20 protein-coding genes and 1 pseudogene are annotated in these 18,967 nt (G+C 72.8%); 1 reads left to right on the forward strand and 20 read right to left on the reverse strand.

Annotated elements, in window-relative coordinates; genetic code table 11:
• The 13 genes and pseudogenes from KME80_RS45675 to KME80_RS45730 form a co-directional block, all read right to left on the reverse strand.
• A pseudogene (locus tag KME80_RS45675) lies at window positions 1-247 on the reverse strand (GNAT family N-acetyltransferase); the annotation flags it as partial.
• 99 nt (window positions 248-346) lie between these two features.
• The gene (locus tag KME80_RS45680; RefSeq protein WP_219518070.1) at window positions 347-922 is read right to left on the reverse strand and encodes a nitroreductase family protein; all 576 of its coding nucleotides are present in this window, start codon (window positions 920-922) and stop codon (window positions 347-349) included.
• Window positions 923-994: 72 nt separating this feature from the next.
• Window positions 995-1,684 carry an aspartate/glutamate racemase family protein gene (locus KME80_RS45685; RefSeq protein WP_219518072.1) on the reverse strand — a complete coding sequence of 230 codons (690 nt, stop codon included), beginning with the start codon at window positions 1,682-1,684 and terminating at the stop codon, window positions 995-997.
• Window positions 1,681-2,919 (reverse strand): FAD-dependent oxidoreductase, encoded by a 1,239-nt coding sequence (locus tag KME80_RS45690; RefSeq protein WP_219518074.1) that lies wholly within the window; start codon window positions 2,917-2,919, stop codon window positions 1,681-1,683. The genes KME80_RS45685 and KME80_RS45690 overlap by 4 nt, the downstream gene beginning before the upstream one ends.
• A complete protein-coding gene (locus KME80_RS45695; RefSeq protein ID WP_219518076.1) occupies window positions 2,920-3,789 on the reverse strand; it encodes a family 3 encapsulin nanocompartment shell protein in 870 nt (289 codons plus the stop codon).
• A complete protein-coding gene (locus tag KME80_RS45700) occupies window positions 3,786-4,622 on the reverse strand; it encodes a class I SAM-dependent methyltransferase (RefSeq protein ID WP_219518079.1) in 837 nt (278 codons plus the stop codon). The genes KME80_RS45695 and KME80_RS45700 overlap by 4 nt, the downstream gene beginning before the upstream one ends.
• Before the next feature lie 13 nt (window positions 4,623-4,635).
• Entirely contained in the window at window positions 4,636-5,457 is an 822-nt protein-coding gene (locus KME80_RS45705; protein WP_219518081.1) for an SDR family NAD(P)-dependent oxidoreductase, read from the reverse strand.
• Entirely contained in the window at window positions 5,441-6,400 is a 960-nt protein-coding gene (locus tag KME80_RS53055) for a sulfotransferase (RefSeq protein WP_219518083.1), read from the reverse strand. The genes KME80_RS45705 and KME80_RS53055 overlap by 17 nt, the downstream gene beginning before the upstream one ends.
• Window positions 6,401-6,410: 10 nt before the next feature.
• A complete protein-coding gene (locus KME80_RS45715) occupies window positions 6,411-7,547 on the reverse strand; it encodes an MFS transporter (protein ID WP_308126207.1) in 1,137 nt (378 codons plus the stop codon).
• A complete protein-coding gene (locus tag KME80_RS45720; protein ID WP_308126208.1) occupies window positions 7,544-8,791 on the reverse strand; it encodes a DegT/DnrJ/EryC1/StrS family aminotransferase in 1,248 nt (415 codons plus the stop codon). Before KME80_RS45720 ends, KME80_RS45715 begins: the two co-directional genes overlap by 4 nt.
• Window positions 8,792-9,036: 245 nt before the next feature.
• Entirely contained in the window at window positions 9,037-10,734 is a 1,698-nt protein-coding gene (locus KME80_RS53060) for a tetratricopeptide repeat protein (protein ID WP_219518085.1), read from the reverse strand.
• Between the two features lie 69 nt (window positions 10,735-10,803).
• Entirely contained in the window at window positions 10,804-10,929 is a 126-nt protein-coding gene (locus KME80_RS52380; RefSeq protein WP_281427500.1) for a hypothetical protein, read from the reverse strand.
• Window positions 10,930-10,965: 36 nt separating this feature from the next.
• Window positions 10,966-11,475: a winged helix-turn-helix transcriptional regulator gene (locus KME80_RS45730; protein WP_219518087.1), complete on the reverse strand. Its 510-nt coding sequence runs from the start codon at window positions 11,473-11,475 to the stop codon at window positions 10,966-10,968.
• An 83-nt stretch (window positions 11,476-11,558) separates the two neighbouring features.
• On the opposite strand from KME80_RS45730, the gene KME80_RS45735 reads away from it, so the two are divergent.
• On the forward strand, window positions 11,559-11,993 hold the full coding sequence (locus tag KME80_RS45735; protein WP_219518089.1) for a tautomerase family protein: 435 nt from the start codon (window positions 11,559-11,561) through the stop codon (window positions 11,991-11,993).
• Between the two features lie 57 nt (window positions 11,994-12,050).
• Here the strand turns inward: KME80_RS45735 and KME80_RS45740 are convergent, their stop codons facing one another.
• The 7 genes from KME80_RS45740 to KME80_RS45770 form a co-directional block, all read right to left on the reverse strand.
• Window positions 12,051-12,803 (reverse strand): PIG-L deacetylase family protein, encoded by a 753-nt coding sequence (locus tag KME80_RS45740; RefSeq protein ID WP_219518091.1) that lies wholly within the window; start codon window positions 12,801-12,803, stop codon window positions 12,051-12,053.
• Between the two features lie 11 nt (window positions 12,804-12,814).
• Window positions 12,815-13,951, reverse strand: coding sequence for an ROK family transcriptional regulator (locus tag KME80_RS45745; RefSeq protein WP_219518093.1), 1,137 nt, complete (start codon window positions 13,949-13,951; stop codon window positions 12,815-12,817).
• 2 nt (window positions 13,952-13,953) lie between these two features.
• On the reverse strand, window positions 13,954-14,790 hold the full coding sequence (locus KME80_RS45750) for a carbohydrate ABC transporter permease (RefSeq protein WP_219518094.1): 837 nt from the start codon (window positions 14,788-14,790) through the stop codon (window positions 13,954-13,956).
• A gap of 1 nt (window position 14,791) precedes the next feature.
• Window positions 14,792-15,673, reverse strand: a complete 882-nt coding sequence (locus KME80_RS45755; RefSeq protein WP_219518095.1) for a carbohydrate ABC transporter permease — start codon at window positions 15,671-15,673, stop codon at window positions 14,792-14,794.
• Between the two features lie 3 nt (window positions 15,674-15,676).
• The gene (ngcE, locus tag KME80_RS45760; protein ID WP_219518096.1) at window positions 15,677-17,104 is read right to left on the reverse strand and encodes an N-acetylglucosamine/diacetylchitobiose ABC transporter substrate-binding protein; all 1,428 of its coding nucleotides are present in this window, start codon (window positions 17,102-17,104) and stop codon (window positions 15,677-15,679) included.
• 90 nt (window positions 17,105-17,194) lie between these two features.
• Complete coding sequence (locus KME80_RS45765) at window positions 17,195-18,151, reverse strand: N-acetylglucosamine kinase (RefSeq protein WP_219518097.1); 957 nt, start codon at window positions 18,149-18,151, stop codon at window positions 17,195-17,197.
• Window positions 18,145-18,967: family 4 glycosyl hydrolase (locus KME80_RS45770; RefSeq protein WP_219518098.1), on the reverse strand; the 823-nt coding region annotated here is incomplete at its 5' end. The genes KME80_RS45765 and KME80_RS45770, both read right to left, overlap by 7 nt.

The raw sequence follows: 18,967 nt of genomic DNA on the forward strand, positions 1-18,967 counted from the left end.
GCCGGGCGTCCGGCGCGACGGCGAGCCGCAGCAGCCGGGGATGGTCCAGCAGGCCGACGGCGAGGATCCGCCCGCCGCGGCTCCACGTCCGGACGGCCGCGGCCGTCGCCTCCGCGCCGGACCGCCAAAACCAGCCCAGATCACCTGGATGCAACTGCATCGGCGCGCCCTCGTGCTGCCACGCGCGCAGCGCGGCCGCGATCCCGTCCAGCCCGCCGGTCCCAGGCTCGCCCAGCTCGATCGTCATGCCGCCGATCACACACCAGCGGACCGGCGGCGGGCACCAGGTTTTCGGCCGGCCCGGCCCGGCAGCCCGGTGTGGCGGCCCGGCTGCCCGGCGCGGCGGTCAGGGGCCGTCGCTGCAGGGGCCGTCGCTCCAGGGGGCGGAGCGGAGTTCGGCGACGCTGCGCCGCCTCCGTACGGGCTGCCCCCGGTCGGCCGGGACGCCGACGGCGGTCATCGTCAGGACGGTCCAGCCGGGGTTCGGGCGCAGCTCGGCCGTCAGGCCGTCCTTGTCGAAGGCGCGGAACTGGTGACAGGTGAGGCCCATCGCCTGGGCCTGCACGGTCAGGTGGGCCACGGCCTGGCCGAGGTCGTAGTCGGCGAACTCCGAGTAGACCAGGTCGGTGTCGTCCACGTGGCGGCGGGCCAGGTTCACGATCAACAGCCCGGCGGCCGGGGCCCACCGCGCCGAGCTGGGGGCGAGGAACCGGGTGACCCGCGCGTGGTCCGGCTCGCCGGGGCGGACCGGGAGGAACGCCCAGGGCTGGGAGTTGCCCGCCGAGGGCGCCCACCGCGCGGCCTCCAGCAGCAGCGCGAGCGTCTCGTCGCCGACGACGCCCGCCGGGTCGAACGCGGACGGGCTGAACCGGTCCGCGAGGAGCGGGTGCAGGCCGAGCCGGAGATCGTGGTCAACGTTCACGCACGTGCACAACTTTCCGGCCCGCCCGTTTATGCCTAACCGGTAGAGGCGGTGGTCTCGCCCGTTCATGCCTCATCGGTAGGGGCGGCGGTCGAGGGTGGCGTGGACCATGGTGGTGAGCGTGACGATGTCGAAGACCGGCAGCCCCGTCTCGGCCTGGATCGCGTGCGCGAACGGCACCAGGTCGGTGCACTCGATGAGCAGCGCCCCCATGTCGGGGTTGTCCTTGGCGAGCCGCCGCACCTGGCCGAGCACCTCGCGTTCCAGGCGGTCGGCGTCGAGGGCGTCGCGCCGCCCCTCCAGCATCACCTCGCGGAACTCGGGCTGCTCGGACATCCCGGTCACGCACACCGGCACGTGCTCGCCGCCGATCGCGGCCAGGTGGCGGCCGGTGAGCGCGGGTTCCTTGGCGACGAGCAGGCCGACCTTCTGGTGCGGCATGAGCATGCGGTGGATCATCGGGAGCTGGATCAGGCTGGAGGAGAACAGCGGCACGCCGACCGCCGCGGCGAGCCGTTCCTGGAAGAGCACGAGGAAGCCGCAGGCGCCGGTGACGGCGGCGGCGCCGCGCGCCTCCAGGTTGCGCGCCGCCTCGACGAACGGGTCGAGCAGCCGGGGGTCGGCCTGGGTGACCACCCGTTCCGGCGTCGCGCCCTCGACGACCTCGTAGATCACCGGGAAGCCGAACGTGGCGGGGTTGCGGATGTGTCCGGGGATCTTGGTGAACGTGGTCTCCAGGCAGAGCACGCCGATCGGCTTCACGGGAACCTCCTGCCGTAGCGGAAGGGGGCGGGGTCGAGGTCGGGGGTCTCGCCGGACAGGAGCTGGGCGAGCAGCTTGCCGCCGACGGGCGCGAGGCCGAGCCCGATGTGCCCGTGCCCGCAGGCCAGCGCCAGGTTCTCGTACGGCTCGGCCCGCCCGATGTACGGGAGGCTGTCGGGGGTGCAGGGACGCAGGCCGCTCCAGGTCTGCGGTGTCGCGGTGGTGTCGAGGGCGGGCAGGTGGTCGCGCACGGTCCGCAGGATGCCGTCCACCCGGCGGCGCGAGATCGTGGTGTCCATGCCGGACAGTTCGAGGGTGCCGCCCAGGCGCAGGCGGTCGCCGAGCGGGGTGATGGCGACCTTGCCCTCGCTGAGCAGGACCGGCCGGCGGGGGGCGCCGCCGGGGCTCTTGAGCGTGACGGAGTAGCCCTTGGCGGGCTGCAGCATGAGCTTCAGCCCCGCCTTGCGGGCGAGGGCCGCGGACCACGCGCCGGCGGCGATGACGACGGTGCCGGGCCGCAGGTCGCCGCGCGAGGTGCGCACCTGCCGGACGCGGCGGCCCGCGACCTCGAGGTCCAGCACGTCGGTGTCCTCCAGCAGCTCGACGCCCATGCCGGCCAGCGTCGCGGCCAGCTCGGTGACGAACTCGGGCACCCGCAGGTAGGCGCCCTCCTCGTTGTAGAGCGCGCCGCTGATGTCGAACTCGACGCCGGGTTCGAGCGTGCTCAGCTCGCCGGGTTCGAGCACGCGCAGCGGCACCCCGGACGCGTTCGCCCGGGAGACCGTGCGGCGGGCCCGGTCGAACCCCTGCGGCGTCCGGAAGGCGATCACCATGCCCCGGGCGGTGAGCGTGTCGTCGCCGCACAGCTCGCGCAGGATGGCGAGGCTGCGCTGTTTCATGTCGAGCAGGACGCGGAACGCCTCCCCGGCCGCCTGCTCGGTGCAGCGGCGGCGGAAGCGCCACAGCCAGGCGATCAGCGCCGGGTCGGGGCGTGGCCTGATGAAGAACGGGCTGCGCGGGTCGAGCAGCCAGCGCAACCCCAGGGCGGGCACGCCGGGCTCGGCCAGGGGGGCGGCGCCCTGCGTGCCGACGAATCCGGTGTTGCCGTGCGAGCACGACTGCGGGCCGCCGATCGGCCCGCGCTCGACCACGGTCACGGTGGCGCCGGCCCTGCGCAGGTAGTAGGCGCAGAACAGGCCGGCGACACCGCCGCCGACGACCAGCACGTCCGGCATCTACAGGCTCACGACGAAGAAGTTGGTCGGCAGGTTGATCACCACGCGTTCGTAGATCTCCGCCATGAGCGCGATGCCGGGCTCGGCGAACGTGCCGGGCGGCGGCTCGGCGAAGCGGATCACCGAGCGTCCGGCGTCGAACAGCAGGGCGCCGTGCCCGAAGTCGCCGACGACGGCCGTGCCCGGCTCGACCAGCCGGGTCCTGACGATGAAGACGCCGTTGCGCTCGACGTCGTCCATCAGGCTGCCCTCGCCCATGAACGTGTAGTAGTCGACGGGGTTGATGATGAGGCCGTCGGCGGTGCCGCCCATCTGCTCGACCTCGTTGCACGCGGCCAGGATCGTCGAGGCGAACGGCCCCTTCGACGTCATGCGGGCGATCCCCGGCAGGTTCAGCAGGCCGCCGGGGCCGCGGATGATCGTGTTGTTCTCGGCCGTGGCGAGGCGGACGATCAGCCGGTAGTTGACGAACGACTCGAACGTCTCCTGGTCCTCCCACAGGCCGGGCGGCACCTGGACCCAGGCGGTCGTGGGGAGCAGCTCGGGCACCTCGGAGCGGTGGAAGCGGCTGGCCGCCTCCCGGCGCACGTCGGCCTCGAACACCTCGGGGTCGCCGGGGGCGGGCGGGCTCTCGTGCCAGTAGTAGCGGCGCGGGTCCCTCGACAGGTCGACGACCTTGAGCATGTTGCGGGCCGGGTAGCGGGGCTTGCGCCGCGAGCTGGTCAGCGAGTCGGTGATGGTCACGTCGTACTCGACGGCCGCCTCCAGCCCCTTGTCGGCGCACGCCTCGGCGAACCTGCGGCCGGGTGACATCTCCTGCTTGCGCTGGGCGACGACCTCGGCCATCGTGCGCTTGATCTCCTGCTTCATGACGTCCTCCGGTGAGGCTTGCGGGCGACGAACACTCCCCAGCCGAACTCGCCCTGGTCGATGGCGACCTGGATCTCGCCGCACGACTCGGCGAAGGCGAGCATCCAGTCCCTGGCCGCGGGGTCCTCGGTGGTCCGCGCGCGCTCGCGGGCGGTCGTGCCCAGCACGCGGTAGGTCTGCCTGATGTGGCTCTCCAGGTTGCGGGCCAGCAGGATCTCGAACCCGCTGCGCTCCAGCTCGGCCTGGTACTCCACCAGCGAGTAGCCGCTGCTCCACCTGACCCGGTCGTAGACGTGCCTGCGGGCCCGTTCGCCGATCTCCTTCTTCGGCTGGAGGAAGTCGGAGAAGGCGAACACGCCGCCGGGCCGCAGCACGCGGAAGATCTCGGCATGGCTGCGCGGCTTGTCGGGCACCAGGAAGAGCGCGTCCTGGCTGACCACGTGGCTGAACGTGCCGTCCTCGTACGGCATGGCGGTGGCGGAGCCGTGCCGGAACTCGATGCCCAGGGCGGGGTCGGCGAGCTGCCTGGCGAACCTGACCCGTTCCAGGCTCAGGTCCAGCCCCTCGCCCCGGCAGCCGTGGCGGGTGGCCAGGTGGATGAGGAAGTTGCCGCAGCCGCAGCCGACGTCCAGCACGTGCGACGAGCCGTCGATGCCCGCCTCGGCCGCCATGAGCTCGGAGGTGCGCTCGGCCGCCGCCCGGTAGTCCTCGTCGTCCTCGCCGGCGAAGTAGCCGGTGTGCAGGACGCCTTCGCTGTCCCAGAAGCTCAGATAGGTCTGCGTGGTCCGGTCGAAGAAGTCGCCGACGTCCTGCTCGGTGTAGGTGGTCGACATCCCTGGGGCTCCTTCAGGTGTTGGTGTCCTTGCGCGTTCGGGTGAGGTGCGGCAGGTCGGGTCCGGTGACGGCGGCGCCGCCGTCGACGGCGTGCACGGCGCCGGTGACGAAGGAGGCGCGCTCGCTCGCCAGGAAGGCGGCCACGGCGGCGACCTCCTCGGGGCGGGCCATCCGGCCCAGGGCGCTGTGGTGGCCCATGCGGGCGAGCTGTTCCTCCACGTCGCCGCCGAGGCTCGCGGCCATCCGCTCGATGGGCGGGGTGCGGGCGTGACCGGGCGCGATCACGTTGACGGTGATCCCGTCGCGGCCGACGTCCGAGGCCAGCGCCTGGGCGAAGCGCAGCAGCGCGGCCCTGGTCACGCCCGAGAGCGCCAGCGGCGGGATCGGCGTGGTGGCCGTCTCGGAGGCCACGTAGACGAGCCGCCCCCACCCGGCGGTCTTCAGGTGCGGCAGCGCGGCCAGCGTCAGGTTGACCGCGGGCATCAGCACCTTGTCCACGGCCGCCTGGTAGTCCTCCACCTCGAACCCGGAGGCGGGGCCGATGGGCGGGCTGCCGCCGCTGACGACCACGACGTGGAGGGCGCCAAGCTCGGCGGCGACCGTGCCGACCCACCGGCGGGCGGCCTGCCTGTCGGTGATGTCGACGCCGGTGGCGTGGACGCGCCCGCGCGCCACCCGCTCGATCTCGCGGGCGGCCGACTCCAGCCGGGGCCGGTCGCGGGCGCCGATCGCGACGTGCGCCCCCTCGCGGGCGAGCTCCGCGGCGGTGGCCAGGCCGAGGCCGCTGGAGCCGCCGGCGACGAGCGCGACCTTGCCGTCAAGCCCGAGATCCATGGTTCTCCTTCGGCCGGGCCCCGCCTGCCAGCGTGCCGCCGTAGCTGTAGCCGTAGCGGCTGAAGAGCGGGGTGGCGAGCGTGACGGCGGCGAGCCTGGCGGGCCGGGTGAGGGTGTCCTTCCAGGTGTCGTCGCGGTCGCGGATCACGGTGGCGCCGGTGCGGAAGCGGTCGGGGTTGCCGGTGACGGTGTGGTTGGTGTGCAGCTCGACCGTGCGGTCGCGTACCGGGTTGGGGGCGGGGCCGGCGTCGCAGTGCCGGACGAGGGCGTCGATCGTCGCCTCCGGGTCGGTGGTGAAGTCCTCGTAGCGCAGGAAGAGCGAGCGCTGCGGGAAGCGGCGGGTGATGGCGTGGGAGGCCAGGTTGAACCCGTGCCAGTAGGCGGTGCTCATCCAGGAGGACATGGCGTAGACGTACTGCTTGGGCTGTCTCCAGGAGTGCGCGACGGCGCGCGGGTCGCGCACGAGGTGCACGTAGTAGGGGGTGATGCCGTCCAGGTACGGCAGCAGCGCCGCCTCGCCTGGGATCTTGGTGGTGTCGACGATGACGCGCGAGCCGGTGCGCTCGGCGACGGCGTGGTAGGTGCGGGTCATCAGGTCGGCGTGGGCCCTGATGTCGTCGCCGTCGAGCCCCCGGCCGAGCACCCGCCAGGTGTGCCGGGTGCGCACGCAGGCGCGCTGGCGGCGGATCACGGTGGCGGCGAAGTCGGCCAGTGGGAGCCCGCCGGGGTTGCCGAGCGGCAGGATCCGCGACCAGATCGGGCACTCGGTGAGCGCGCTGCCGCAGCCGCACAGGTTGTTCACGCCCAGGCCGGCGCCGTTCTTCCAGAGGAAGTGCAGCTCGCCGACGTGGAAGAAGCCGGGGATCTCGTTGAGGACGTTGCCGATGATGGTGCTGCCGTTGCGGCACCAGCCGGTGACGCAGAGGACCTTGATCGTGTCCACGCTCTCTCCTTCAGCTCGTGGCCGCGGGCAGCGTGACGGGCCGGCGTACGCACAGGCCCACGCCGACGGCCGCCACGGCGCAGGCCGCGCCCACCAGGAAGACGGCCGGGTAGCCGAGCCCGCCCGCGACCACGCCGATGAGCGGCCCCCACACGGCCAGCCCGAGGTCCCAGAAGGACGTGTACGCGCCGAGCGCGGCGCCCTGTTTGGCCGGGTCGGTGCGGTTCATGACCATGAGGGCGAGCGACGGGTGCAGCAGGGAGAAGCCGACGCCCATCACCACGCCGCCGAGCACGGCCAGCGGCAGGTTCGGCGCCACCGCGATGATCACCAGCCCGGCGGCCTCGCCCGCGCCGCACCAGATCACCATCCGGCGCGGGCCCACCCGGTCGGGCAGGTGGCCGATGACCAGCCGGGTGCCCGCGTAGACCAGGCTGAACCCGCTGAGCACGGCCACGCCGGAGCCGATGCCGCGCGCCTGGAGGTGCAGCACCACGAAGGCGGCCAGGCCCGCGTACCCGGCGGCGGCCAGCGCCAGGGCGGTGCCGGGCAGCAGCGCGGGCCGCAGCAGCAGGCCGCCGCCGCTCGCCCGGTCGGGCCGGGCGGGGGCGGGCGCCGAGCTCACCAGGGCGAGCGCGATCACCCCCATGCCGATGCTGAACGCCCACACCGTCCCGTAGCCGTGGCTCGACAGCGCGGCGCCGAGGAACGTCCCGGCCGCGATGCCGCCCCACATGCTGACGCCGTACAGGCCGACAAGCTGGCCGCGCCGGTTGTGCGGCGCGAGCGAGACCGTCCAGACGGCCCCGGCGGTGAACAGCGCGGCCTCGCCGACGCCGAGCAGCAGGCGGTCGGCGACCAGGCCCGCGACGCCGATCGGGGCGTAGTAGAGCGCGCCGCCCACGGCCACGATCAGCGCCCCGGCCTGCATGACGCGGCGGTGCCCGTACCTGTCGGCCAGGTGTCCCGCCACCGGCCTGACCAGCAGCGCCGTCAGCGCGGTCGCCATGACGACGACGCCGACGGTGAATCCGGTGGAGCCGTACCTGTCGGTGACGAAGCTCGGCAGCACCGGGATCGCGGCGGCCAGGCCCACGTAACCGGCGAACAGGCCGCCGAAGATGCCGGCGAGGGCGCGTGGCCTCACGAGCCCGCCACCTTGCGCACGGCCTCGATCAGGTGGTCGCAGTCCTCCACCGAGAGCGACGACGACAGCGGCACGTCCACGGCCTCCCGCAGGTAGCGGGTGGTGCGGGGCAGCAGCGCCTGGATCGAGGCCACGTCCTGGCCGCGGAACAGGAAGCGCCAGTTCCAGAAGACGCGCACGTTGGTGTCGCGGTCGGAGCCGAGGTTGCGCGCGCCGACGCCCTCATGGCACAGCGCGTCGGCGAACCAGCCGGCGTCGCCGCCGGGCACCCGGAAGATGAACGCCTCGCCCAGGAACGCGCCGGGCGCGACCGGCCGGCGCACGGCGATCCCCGGCACGTCCTTGAGCGCCTCCGACACGTAGGTGTAGTTGTCGTGGAAGCACTTCAGGCGCAGCGGCAGCCGGTCCAGCTCCGAGCGCAGCAGCGCCGCGCGGATCTCGTCCATGCGGAAGCTGAGCAGCGGCAGGTCCAGGTCGGTGTCGATGGGCGGGTCGCCGCCGGGGAAGTGCCGCTTCAGCCGGCCCTCGTACGCGCCGGACAGCACGACGGCGCGGGCGAACAGCTCGCTGTCGTCGGTGACGAGGAAGCCGCCCTCGCCGCAGTTGAGCGACTTGTCGGACTGGGTGCTGAACCCGCCGGCCAGGCCGAACGTGCCGAGCTTGCGCCCGTCCAGCTCGGCGCCGAGGGCGGGCACGGCGTCCTCGAACACCGGCACGCCCTTCTCGGCGGCGAACGCGGTCACGGCCGCCATGTCGGCGGCGAAGCCCCGCATGTGCACCACGAGGATCGCCTTGATCTCCGGGTTCCAGCGGGCGCGCAGGTCGTCGAGGTCGAGGTGCAGGTCCTCGTCCACCTCGACGAGGAACGGCGTGCAGCCGGCCAGCACGATGGCGCTCGGGGTGGCGACGAACGTGAAGCCTGGGCAGGCGATGAGCGAGCCGGGCGGGATGCCGGCCGCCATGATGGACAGCGCGATCGCGGTGGTGCCACTGGAGACGGCCAGGGCGTGCCTGGTGCCGAAGTAGCGCGACAGCTCGGCCTCTAATCGGCCGCACTCGGTCTCTTGCTGGGGTCGGTAGTCGTAGCGGAAGTACAGATGGCTGCGGATCGCGCGGAGCGCGGCTTCCTCGTCCTCGCGGTGAACGAAGACTGCCCCCTTGTCGTACGTCGGCCAGGGGTCGTGCCGTACCGGGTCGCCGCCGTTGATGGCCAGGCGTGCGGAACCGTCCCTCTCGCTCTGCACCGTATGCTCCTCGACATCGGCTTGATGGAGTTCTCGGGGGTGGGTGAACGGTCGGCCTTCTGTGGACGTGCATGCGGCTTTTCGAGGAGCGCGAGAGTGCCCGGCGATCGTCCGGGAAGCCGCGCGGCGGGGCTCGGAACCCCGTGGCGCCCGCGCTGTTGATCAAGCTGGGTACGAATTCTCCCTGGATGTTCTCCGAGGGAACCGATCATGTCAACGGTTTCATCAAGAGTGTCCAGGGCCGGTCAGCGGGCCGCCTCGCGGCGGCAGCGGGCCAGCTCCGCACGCAGGTCGCCGCGCAGCCCGCGGTCCAGACCGGGCTGGGACAGCGCGTCGGTGAAGTCGCGGGCGGCCTCGTCCCAGCGGCCGAGCCGCATGAGCGCCATGCCGCGGTTGTAGCGCGGCACCGGCGCAGCCGACAGCGCCACGGCCCGGTCCAGGTCGGCCACGGCGGCCGCCGCGTCCCCGCGTTCGAAGCGGACGGCCGCCCGGTTCGTCCAGGCTTCGACGAGGTCCGGGTCGCCCTCCAGGGCGCGGGTGAGCAGGGCGTCGGCCTCGTCGTGGCTGCCGCGCTCCGAGCGGATGAGCCCGAGCGTGCACAGCAGCGCGGGCTCGTGCGGGGCCAGCTCCAGCCCGGCGCGCGCGCCTTCCTCGGCCGCGTCCGGCAGGCCGGTCTCCAGTTGGAGGTTGACCAGGGCGATCCGGGCGTCGAGGTGGCCGGGGGCGACGGCGAGCGCCCGCTGGAGGTCGTCGCGCGCCCGGTCGAGGCGGCCGCGTTCCTGTTCGAGCACGGCCCGGTTGTAGTACGCCTCCGGCAGGTGCGGGCCGAGGCGGATCGCGGCGTCGTAGTCCTTGATCGCGGCCCGGGCGCGGCCGGCGGCGCGGTGCAGGGCGGCCCGGTCGGCGTAGTACTCGCAGTTGCCGGGGTCCTGTTCGATCACGGTGTCGAGGTCGGCCAGGGCGCGGGCCGGGTCGCGCAGGGCGAGGTGCACCTGGGCCCGGTTGTGCAGCAGCCGGGCCGTGTGCTGCGGCAGCTCGCCGGGGGCGAGCACGGCTGACAGCCTGGCCAGGCCGTCGTCGACCAGGCGCAGCGCGCGGGCGGGCTCGCCGGCCTTGGCGTGCAGGAGCGCCACGCCCTGCTCGTAGAAGACGGTGGAGACGACCCGCTCGCGCGGGTCGTCCAGGGCCGCGGCGAGGCTTAGCGCCCGCTCCAGCCAGTGGAGTGCCCGCTGCGGGTCCTGGGCGGCGCCGGGCAGGTGCCGGGCGTGGAGCATGGCCGTGGAGTACGCGGCCGACATGAGGATCCTGGTGTCGCCGGTCGCCGCCCGCGCCTCGTCGTAGAGCTCCAGGGCCTCGGCGGCCCGGTCCAGGGCGGCCAGCGCGGTGGCCAGGCCGGTGGTGAACGACCACCAGTGCCGCAGGTCGCCCCCCGGGCTCACGAGCCCACGGCCGCGCCGGGCGACGCGCGCCGCGTGGTGGTAGAAGCCGCGCGCCAGGCTGTCGCCCAGGGCGGTGCGCAACGCGTCCGGCGCCGGGTCCGTGACGGGTGGCGGGTCGCCGCCGTCGCGCAGGTCCAGGCGCAGCGCCGGGACGTCCCTGTGGGCCAGCGCGGCCAGGAGCTCGGCGGTGGTCTCGTCGGCGCCGGCCACGTGGTCGAAGCGTACGGTGACCGGTTGCCGGAGGGCGCCGGCCCAGGCCGCCACGAGCTCGGCCGCCCCGTACGCCAGGAAGGCGGTGCGGCGGGCCGGGTGGAACCTGATCGGCTCCTCCTCCGCTGCCGGGCGGGCGGCGCGGCCGAGCCACGGGGCGATGGCGTGCAGCTCGACCTCGTGCCGCGCGGCGAGCTTGGGATGCTCCCCAGCGATCCGGGCGAGGAACCGCGCGACCCCGGCGTACGGCCCGTGAGCGCGATGGCAGTCGTAGCGGTGCGGCTCCGTGCTCACCGGTGTGCTGGTCTCCCTAGGCCGGTCCGGGCAGGGGCGGGCGCCCGGGGACGCCCGCCGGGGTGGCTGCTACCAGCACCACTCGAACCAGATCCGGCGGGCGCCGGCCAGCAGGCGAAGGTCACTCTTCCGGCGAATGGTCATCTTCTTCATGAGCGCCTCCAGGTTGATCACTTCCGGGACTGCCCAGAGCATAAGCATGGAGATCCCGAAATATGAAGATCTTGAGGGTCATGATTCTTCCGGCGCGAGGCCGCTGCGGCGGGCCAGCACCCGGGTGCCGGGGCCGGAGGCGGCGCCCGGGCCCGGCAGGGCCGTCACGTCGGTGGCCGTCACCGGCTGCCCGCACTCCGAGCAGCAGACCCGGGGCGTGAACCGGGCGCCGCACGCGTCGTGCTCCAGCAGCACCGGCGGGCCGCCCGCCGGGGTCGCCCACTTGTCGCCCCAGGCCATCAGCGCCATCAGCACGGGCACGAGCTCGCGCCCGGCCTCGGTGAGGTGGTAGGCGTGGCGCGGCGGGCGCTCCTGGTAGGCGCGGCGCTCCACGATGCCGTCGGCGATCAGGGCCTCCAGCCGCCGGGTGAGCAGGTTGCGCGAGACGCCGAGGTTCTCGGCGATGTCGTCGAACCGGTGCAGGCCGAGGTGGATGTCCCGCAAAATCAGCGGCGTCCACCATTCGCCGACCCGTTCCAGGGACTGCCCGATCGAGCAGTGCATCTCCGCGAAGCTGGTCCGTTGCATGCCCCCCAGCATAGTGGGTTGCTTGATTGAACTCACTGCCGTTACATTGCGGGCGACAGAGAGTTCAATGAAAGGACTTACCCATGCCGTTCGTGGAGCTGTTCGTCCCCAAGGGCTCGCTCGACCAGGAGCGCCGCGAGAAGATCGGAGGGCGGCTGGTGTCCGAGGTGATGATCGCCGAGGGCGCCCCCGACAACGAGGTCGCCCGGTCCATCTCCTGGCTCGTGGTGAACGAGGTCGACGCCTGGTTCATCGGCGGGCGCGAGCTGCCCGCCGGGGAGAAGCCGCGCTACGTGGTGCGCGTCGGGGTCCCGGCCGGCTCGCTCACCGACGACAAGCGCCTCGACATCGTCCAGCGCGTCACACGGGTGCTGGCGGACGCCGACCCGGAGCCTGAGCGGTTCGGCCGGGCCACCTCCGCCTGGGTGCACATCAACGAGATCCCCGAGGGCAACTGGGGCGCGGGCGGGGAGATCGTCCGCCTGGAGAACATCGCGGCCCTGGTCACCCGCGGCTAGCCGGCCGGAGGCGGCCGGGCACGGACCGCCCGGCCGCCGTCGTCGCAGCCGGTGGGGTCAGCGCTCGCCGGCGAGGAGGCGCGCGATCTCGTCCTGGCCTGCCTGCCTGCCGTAGCCGGCGAGCTGGAAGGTCTCCGGGCCGACGAACTCCGCCCAGTGCTCGCGGACGAAGGCCCGGCCCGCCTCGGCGTCACCCCGCTCCGGCGCCTTGTCGAGGAAGCCCCGCTGCCACGGCGCGAACTCCAGGAACTGCGAGGCATGGGCCAGGCACGCGTCCAGCTTGGCCGTCAGCACCGGGGCCACGTCCACCACCACGTCCGCCCGGTGCACCGGGGCCGAGGCGTAGTCGGTCATCAGCAGGCACACCGGCATCCGCGTCAGGGGCGGCTTGCCCACCTCCAGGTTGCGCGTCATCGCGAACTCGACGGCCTGCTCGGCCAGCAGCCCGGCCGCCCGGTTGTCCGGATGGCCGCTCCCGTCGGCGTGCAGGGCGATCACCAGGTCCGGCCGCCAGCCGCGCACCTGCGCCAGCACGCGCAGCCGCATCTCCAGGCTCGGCTCCAGCATGCCGTCGTGCACGTCGTGGAAGATCTCGTAGTCGATCACGCCGAGCGCGTCGGCCGCCCGGAACGCCTCCTCCGCGCGGCGGCGGGCCAGCGGGCCGCGTTCCATCTCGTGGTGCCCGGCGTCACCGTTGGTGAGCGTCAGGAACTTCACCGCGTGCCCGGCCCGTGCCAGCAGCGCGGCGGTGCCGCCCGCGTAGATCTCGGGCTCGTCGGGGTGAGCGGCGATCACGAGGGTTCTCAACATCAGCGTTTTCCTTAGGGATGGGATTCGCCGGTACGGCCTGCCGTACCGGCTTGGAAGACCCGCTCGCGGGTCAGGTCCAGGGCGTAGCACAGCGCGCCGTCGAGGACGGCGTTGCCGTCGACGGCGCTCAGCGCGACGGTGACGGGCACCAGGGGGGTTTCGGCCAGGCGGCCGGCGACCAGGGCCCGGAGCGGTTCGCCGCCCGCGATGCACAGCGGGCCGGCCAGCACCACCAGGCCGGGGTCGAGCACGCCGATGGCGGCGCTCACACCGAGCGCGACCCGGGCGGCCACGTCGGACAGGAACCGCGGATCGGCCTCGCGCAGCGCCCGGCCGGCGCCGTCGAGGGTCGGCTCGGCCGTCACCCCGTGCGCGGCGGCGAGCGCGGCCAGCGGTTCGGCGCCGAGCAGCGCGCCCAGCGGGCCGCCGTCGTGGCCGTAGACGCGGCCCTTGCTGACCGGGTCGGGCACGATGACGGAGCCGACCTCGCCGCCGCGCCCGGTGACGCCGCGCCAGACGGTGCCGTCCAGCACCGCCCCGGCGCCGACGCCGGCGCCCACCCAGAACAGCACGAAGCTGTCGTCCTGGTGCTCCTGCTGCTCGCGGATGGCGACGAGGTTGACGTCGTTCTCCAGGCGCACGTGGCCGGGCAGGTCGTCGAGCCCGGTCCAGCCGGCGAGCTGGACGGCCTGGCGCAGCCGCCGCCCCTCGGCCTCGACGATGCCCGGGACCCCCACCACGACCTGGTCGAGCTCGTCCAGCCGGAAGCCGGCCGCGGCCAGCGTCTCCTCCAGCAGCAGCCGCGCGTCGCCGGTCGCCTCGGTGCGGTGGCCGCCCAGGACGCGGCCGGTCAGGTCGGCGACGGACACCTCGATCGACCGCGTCGTGAGGTCGACGCCCGCCACCCGGGCGGCCGAGCCGTCCAGCGCCCACATCTGCGCGGCGGGCCCGGCGTTGCCCGGCTTGTGGCCGGCTTTCCTGGCCAGCCCGCTGTTCTCCAGCCTGCGCAGCACCTCGGCGGCCGACGCCTTCGACAGGCCGGTGTGCGTCTCCAGTTCGGCGCGGGTCAGCGCGCCGTGCTCCAGGAGCAGGGTGAGCGCGGTGCGTTCGTTGAGTGTGCGGAAGACGGTGGGGTTTCCCGTGGACATGCCTACTTCAGCGCTCCTGATGTCAGCCCGGACTGGATGTGTCGCTGGAAGACGATATAGATCAGCACCACGGGGAGCACGGTCATGCTCAGCGCCGCGAACAGCCCGGGCCAGTCGGCTTCGTAGCCGGCGATGGTCGAGATGTCGGCGATGCCCTGGGTGATGACCCACAGGTCCTTGTCCCCCGGCAGCAGCACCAGCGGGATCAGATACTGGTTCCACTGGCCGAGCACGTTGAAGATGGTCAGGCTGACCAGGGCGGGCTTGGCCATGGGCAGCATCACCTGGAAGAACGTGCGCGTGTGGGAGGCGCCGTCGATCATGGCCGCCTCCGCGACCGCGTCCGGCAGCGCCCGGAAGAACGACGTCAGGAAGAACACGGTGAACGGCAGCGAGTACGCGACGTACACCAGGACCAGGCCGAGGTGCGTGTTGAGCAGCCCGAGCCCGTCGACCACGAAGAACAGCGGGACCAGCGCCAGGAAGACGGGGAAGGCCATGCCGGAGACGAACAGGTAGTACACCAGCCGGTTGCCGGGGAAGCGGTAGCGCGCCAGCACGTAGGCGGCCATGGAGCTGAGCAGCATGGTGCCGGCCACGCCGAAGAAGACCACGATGACGGTGTTGAGCAGGTAGCGGCCGACGTTGGCACGTTCCCAGGCCCGCGCCCAGTTGTCCCAGCGCAGCTCGCCCGGCAGTTGCAGGGCGTCGCCGAAGATCTCGGCGTTGCTCTTGAACGAGGCCAGCAGGGTCCACAGCAGCGGGGCGACGATGAGCAGCGCCCAGAGCGCCAGGACGAGCTGGATGCCGACCTGGTGGATGCGGATTTTTCGCAACATTTCAGTACACGACCTTTTCGCGGCGGGTGACCCGCATCGTCAGCGCGGCGAACGTGAGCGTCAGGAAGAACAGCGCCACACCCAGCGCCGAGGCGTACCCGAACCGCGAGTAGCCGAAGGCGTTCTTGTAGATTTCGGTGGCCAGCACGCTCGTCGCCCCGTCCGGCCCGCCCTGCTCCATCGACAGCACGTTGACCAGCGCGAAGGCGTCGAACGCGGCGATCCCCAGATAGACCCAGGCGACCTGGACGGTGTCCCACACCAGCGGCAGCGTGATGGAGAAGAACGTGCGCAGCCGCCCCGCGCCGTCCAGCGCGGCCGCCTCGAACACCTCGCGGGGAATGGCCGCCATGCCGGCCGAGAACAGCACCACGTAGAACCCGACCGCCTGCCACACCATCACCGCGATGATCGACCACAGCGCCAGGTTCTGGTCCGTCAGCCAGCCGACCGGCTCGATCCCGAGCCTGGCCAGCCCGCCGTTGATCACGCCGCTGGCGTCCGGCCGGTAGACGGCCTTGAACAGCACGCCGACCACGGCCACCGCCAGCACCTGCGGCAGGAAGAAGATCACCCGGTAGACCCGCGCCCCGGGCGTGCCCGCCGAGTCGCTGAGCAGGTAGGCGAAGGCCAGGCCCAGCGCGATCGTCAGCACCGGCAGCGTGACCAGGAGCACCGCGTGGTTGCGGACGGCCTGCCAGAAGGTGTCGTCGCCGAACATCCGCTCGAAGTTGTCCAGCCCGACGAAGTTCAGGTTCGCCGACACCCCGCGCCAGTCGGTCAGCGCGATCTGGAACGCCTGCGCGTACGGGCTGATCACGAAGACCAGGTAGAGCGCCACGGGCAGGAGGAGGAAGCCCGCGACGAAGCCGTGCCGCCGCACGGCTCAGACGCTCCTGGACTGCTTGGCGATCGCCGAGTCGGCCTTGAGCGCGTCGGCCTTCTTCTGCATGTTCGCGCAGAACTCCTCGGGCGTGATGCGCCCGGACATCACCGAGTTCGTCTGGACCTGGCCGTGGTCGAACAGCTCCTTGTACCAGCCCTCGAAGCGGATGTCGGTGATGATGTCCGTGCCGGCCGCCTCCTGGGCCTTGGCCGCGCTGCGCACCGCCGAGGTCAGCTCCAGGCCGTCGACGACGCCGTTGACGACGGTGAGGTTCTTGGTCATCTCGGTGTAGCCGCGCGCGCCCTCCCGCGACAGCATCATGCGCAGGTACTCCAGGCCGCCCTGCGGGTTCGCGCCCTTGGCGGCCACGAAGAACGCCTCGCTCACGCCGACCATGATCGCCTCGTACGGCATGGCGTCGGCGGCGGTGATGCTGGGCACCGGCGCGATCGCGTACTCGAACGACTCGGGCCGGTCCTTGGCCATCTCGTTCTCCAGCCAGGAGCCGCACGGGTAGAACAGCACCTCGTCCTTCAGGTGCCTGACCTGCGTCTGGGTGTGGTCGAGGCCGAAGTACGCCTTGTCGCCGAAGTCGCGCTGGACCTGGGCCCAGGCGGCGACCGCCTGCCGGACGGGCTCGGCCTGCCAGGCGCCGTCGGCCAGGTTGTCGATGTCGATGATCACCTTGTTGCCGCCGATCTTGGCGGCGCTGTAGACGAGGTTCCACAGCTGATAGAAGGGGCCGACCTGGCCCGGGTAGGCGAACAGCGCGATCCCGGCCTTCTTCGCCTCCTCGCCCAGGGCGTTGAACTCGGCCCAGGTCCGGGGCACCTGCCAGCCGCGCTTGTCGAACAGCTTGGCGTTGTACCAGAGCGCGCGGTGGGCGACCGTGTACTGCAGCACCCGGGGCACGCCGTCGATCAGGGAGTTCTCGTACACCCCGCCGACGAGCGTGTCACGGACCTTCTTGGCCGGGTCGGCGAGCGAGGGCGCCTCGAACAGCGGCGTCAGGTCGGCCAGGTGCCCTTCGGCGACCAGCGACTGCAGGTCGAGCGCCTCGGGGCCGGAGTTGTTGACCACGTCGGGCGCGTCGCCGCTGATGAACCGCGGGCGGAGCTGGGTGCCGACCTTCTGCGTCGGCACGTGGTTGATCTTGGCCTTGGGGTACGCCTTGCTGTAGAGGGCCTCGTGCAGATCGGTGGCGTACCCGTCGCCGTTGCCGCCGCTGAAGATCACCACTTCGAGCGGCCTGGCCGCGTCCACCCCGAGGGGGTTGGCCGCCGACGTGGGCGCGGCCGGGGACGCCGCGACGGGACCGGCGGATCGGCTGGTGGCGCACGCGCTGAGCAGCCCGGCGCCGGGGCCCGCCGCGAGGGCGGTGAGTCCGATCCGTCGAAGAACCTCACGTCGGCTGGGGGTCGTGGACATGGGTGGCTCCTTACCGCTAACCGTCCGGATACTTTCCAGACGGTTAGCGGCTGACTATAGGTTCACGCCCTCGGGCACGTCAACCATCCGTCAGAAGGAGGCCCGCAGCCGCGCCTCGGCGGCCTCACCAGCACCCACGCGGTCCAGCGCGTTCAGCGCCGCGCCGACGATCGGCGGCTGCCGCGGGATCACCTGCTTGGCCAGCGGCGCCCGCTCCCCGAACCGCTCGTCGAGCATCCTCGACAGCAGCGGGATCCGCGCGCGCAGCACTCCCCCGCCGAGCACCACCTCGGTCGGCGTCCGCAGCAGCCCGAGGCGGCGCAGGCACACCTCCGCCATGACCATGACCTCGTCGGCCAGCCGGGTCACCAGACCGAGGGCGATCCCGTCCCCCGCCTCGGCCGCCTCGAACACGGCCGGCGCGAACCGCGTGAGCCGTTCGGCGGGGATCCGCCCGACGTGCAGGCCGATCACCGCCTCCTCGACCGTCCGCGTGCCGAAGTGCGCGGCGATCGCCGGGGTCAGCGCGGTCGGCGCGCCCCGGCCGTCCTCGCCCCGGACGGCGTGCCACAGCGCCTCCTCGGACAGGCCGCCGCCGCCTCCCCAATCGCCGCTGAGCTTGCCCAGCGACGGGAAGCGCGCGACCTCGCCCGCCGGCGACACGCCCACCGCGTTGATGCCGGCGCCGCACACCACCGCGACGCCGCTCGGCCCGGACGCGCCCGAACGCAGCAGCGCGAAGCTGTCGTTGGCGACGACGACCTCGCCCGCCGTCCCGCGCGCGCGGAACTCGGCCGCCAGCGCCTCCTCCTCGACCGGCAGGTCCGCCCCCGCCAGGTAGGCGGTCAGCAGGTCCGCGTACGGCGGGGCCGCGTCCGGGCCCAGCGCCTGCCGGATCGCCTCCTCCACGACGTCCACGGCCGCCGCCACGCCCTGGCTCTGCGGCAGGAACGCCCCGGCCGACCCTCTGGCCAGCACCGTACCGCCCGGGTCGAGCACCACGACGTCCGTCTTGCTGTTGCCGCCGTCGACCGCGATGATCACCACGACAGGTACCCGCCGTTCGCCTCCAGCAGCAGCCCGGTCAGCTCGGCCGACAGATGCTCCTGGCCGATCAGCGGGTGGGCGAGCAGCGCGTCACGCACCCGGTCCGCGCCGCCGTGCAGCGCCGCGTCCAGGGCCAGTTCCTCGTACGCGGACACGTGCGCGACCAGTCCCGCGTACAGCGGCTCCAGCGAGGCGACGGGCAGCGGTTCCGCGCCCGAGGCGGTGATCCTGGCCGGGACCTCGATCACCGCGTCCGCGCCGAGGAACGGCAGGGTGCCGCCGTTGCGCACGTTGACGACCTGGGTGTCGCCCCGGTCGCCCAGCAGGGAGGCGATCAGCGCGACCGCCGCCTCGGAGTAGAACGCGCCGCCCCGCTTGCCGAGCAGCTCCGGCTTGGTGTTCACCGACGGGTCGGCGTACAGCTTGAGCAGTTCCTCCTCCATCGCCGCGACCTCGGCCGCCCGCGACGGCTTGGCCCGCTGCTCCTCCACGACCACGTCGTGGGCGTAAAAGTAACGCAGGTAGTACGACGGCACGGTGCGGAGGCGGCGCAGCAGCTCCATGGGCAGCCCGATGTCGTCGGCGATCTCCTGCTCGTGTTCGGCCAGCAGTTCCGGCAGCACGTCGACGCCGTCCACGAGGACCGAGCGCTCCCAGGTCAGGTGGTTGAGCCCGACGTGCCCGAGCTGGACCCGCTCGGGCTCGACGCCCAGGTGCCTGGCGAACCGCCGCTGGAAGCCGATCGCCACGTTGCACAGCCCGATCGCCCGGTGACCCGCGTCCAGCAGGGCCCGCGTCACGATGCCGACGGGGTTG

This window comes from Nonomuraea ceibae (assembly GCF_019396325.1).
Lineage (GTDB): Bacteria > Actinomycetota > Actinomycetes > Streptosporangiales > Streptosporangiaceae > Nonomuraea > Nonomuraea ceibae.